Genomic DNA, 2,491 nt, shown 5'->3' with positions numbered 1-2,491 from the left:
TAGATCAGGCCGCCATCTGTCTCAAAATCCCTGACGACGGACAGACCCGGCGCCTCTTCGCAGCTTCTGGTGGCCGCGTCGGCATGGTGATCGAAGTGCTTGAGATTGCTATTCGGAAGGCCATAAGGACTAAGGTTATGGCTTTGCCGGATATTGGGAGGGCCGCTCACATACGGCTTCAAGGGCTTTCTCGTTATGCTCCGATCTTCGACGCCGAACCACCACAGGACGACGTCCTTCTGCGGTCCTACGCGAAGGTCATGAGGGACGCAGGATTACAGCTCCCCGATCCGAATTCTTCGCTTGAACTCGAGGCTTTCCGGACTCCGAACGATAAGGCATTGGCAGCATGATCCCCGGCATGAATGAAAGCCTCCTCGGTTACCTCAAGCGGCGCTCTGATGCGGAAGGTTTTCCCGAGGCCAGGGGCTTCCTGACGACGCTCGGGCAGACCTACGGGCGCGCTACAGTCGAGGAGCCAGAGCGGCTGGCTTTGGAGCTCGATCTCGACTTGGCCACGATGGAGCAGATCCTACCTGGCAAGCAGCCAATGGACGCCGCCCTCGACTGGTCGTTCCATCGGATGCACCGCGACCCGGTTTGCCCTGCATGTATTGCCGCGCGCCAGCCCCGACGGAAAGAATGGCGACACGCCTTGGTCACGGTATGTGCCGAGCATGAATGTCAGCTAATCGATCAGTGTCCCGGTTGCGGTGACGATCTCACCCTGCTCGGTGACGGGTATGCGGGCTGCCTTTGCGGCAGTTCCTACGGCGATGCGAATGCCGTGCCTGCCAGCGGTTTCGAGGCTGAGTTCGCAAAGTTAATCGCGGGACATTCGGCGCACACGGGCGGCATCGACCTCGGTTCCGAGGAAGGCCTGCACACGGCTCGCACCGTGTGGTTTCTCTGTGCGAACATGGTTCGAGCGCGGACTGGAAAAGAAGGCAAGGCGACTTGTCCTAAGACCGTCGAAGAGGCCCGCGTTCGACTTGCGCGCATCGAACCGCTGCTCTTCGATTGGCCGAACGCATTCGACGAACATGTCGTGCAGCGATGGAATGCCCCAGGCGCGGAAGGGTTGACCGCAGCCGCACGCTTGGGCGTTTGGTATCGTGGCCTGCTCAGCCAGAAAGGGGCACTGGCTGAAGCATTGCTGTCCCGCTGCCTCATTGTCGTCGGCACCGTGTGTGGTGACGCCTACAAGACTCGCCGACACCTGGATGGCGCAGAATGGGTAAGCGCGGCCCACGCAGGAGATATCTTGGGCATACGCAGCGAGAGGATTGTCGAGGCACTCCGTGCTGGAGAGATGAAGGGATCGCAGGGACGATCGGGCACGGGCCACCTTCATACGATCATCAGAACACAGGACATCGAAGAGGTCCTTGAGCAACGGAAGCGATCTGCGACCAAGGAAAAGGTTCGGAACACCCTTGGTGTTTCAAGGAAACCGTTCGAGCTCATGGAAGAGGCAAGGTTCTTCGGTGCTGAGTGCAGGGTGTCGTCTCACCCCTGCGTAGATGGGAATTTCGACCTCAAGAACATCTGCACTGCGATAGATGGAATCCGGCAAGTGGCCCGGGTTAAAAGTGCCGGAGCCGATGGGATGGTGGCCTTTCGCAAGATCAACCTGTGCAGGACGACGGATCGGACCGCGATTCTGAAGATGTATCGCCTCATAGCGGACAAAAAGCTTCGAGCGGTCAAGTTCGCTGAGGGTGATAGCCTCGGAGATGCGCTCTTCGACGCGGCGGAGATCGACCGCCTTCTTCAAGATCATGGCGGCGCCCGATCGTGGACCGCTGGAGACGTTGCCGAGTTCTCGGGGTGGAAACCCGAATGTGTCACCGGATGGTGCGAGCAGGGCTTGCTTCAGGCGACCAAAGGGAAGCGAGGCTCGTTCCACGTCTGGCAGATTACTGAAGAAGCGCTTTCGCGGTTCCGTCGTGAATTCCATGTGGTCTCGGACCTGGCGAAGGAAGGCAAGACTACCTCGCGAAAGCTGCTCGCATCCCTCGCAGATCGCGAGATCTCCTCGGTTGGGTCGCAGCGGGCAGGGACATCGTCTCGTGGACATCTGATCCGAACCCGTGATATTGCCCGAATGATCGCGTTTCACCCCTCCTAACCGACACGCCTCCTCGCGCACTATGTGTATGCCGTCAAGGAATGCCTTGGCGGCTTTCGGCGTTTCTGGATGCTGGACTGCCGTCCGGATTCGTCGTATCAAAATGTCAGTCGGTGGCTGACGTTGAACGGCCTGAGTGAAGCGCAATATTGTGGGCAAGACGCGCAAGGCTTTGGGCGGATTGTGCGCAAACTAATGGGCTTGAACCGACGATTTTCTTCAATGATCTAAGGCAGAGTGCGCACGGTTACGCGGTGTCCTACAAGGGCTGTAGGGGATGCGGGGTCACAAACGGCTCATGCTGGAGTGAGGTAAAGCGTAAGCGCCCGGTTTCTACCGCAGCGGCTGGTCCTTGACGCG

2 protein-coding genes are annotated in these 2,491 nt (G+C 59.1%); both read left to right on the top strand.

Annotation, left to right across the window (positions count from 1 at the left end):
- On the top strand, nt 1-353 hold a 353-nt coding region (locus PVW49_RS23565), incomplete at its 5' end, for a hypothetical protein (protein WP_274591788.1).
- Nucleotides 354-361: 8 nt separating this feature from the next.
- A complete protein-coding gene (locus PVW49_RS23560; RefSeq protein WP_274591787.1) occupies nt 362-2,131 on the top strand; it encodes a TniQ family protein in 1,770 nt (589 codons plus the stop codon).
- Nucleotides 2,132-2,491 lie beyond the last annotated feature (360 nt).

This window comes from Marinovum sp. PR37 (assembly GCF_028807375.1).
GTDB lineage: Bacteria > Pseudomonadota > Alphaproteobacteria > Rhodobacterales > Rhodobacteraceae > Marinovum > Marinovum algicola.
The sequence above is the reverse complement of the archived record's forward strand: the minus strand, read 5'-3'. Positions and strand labels throughout refer to the sequence as shown.

Excerpts from the sequence above, each read along its gene's own strand:
- PVW49_RS23560 (WP_274591787.1), top strand. The coding sequence starts at position 362 with ATGAATGAAAGCCTCCTCGGTTACCTCAAGCGGCGCTCTGATGCGGAA.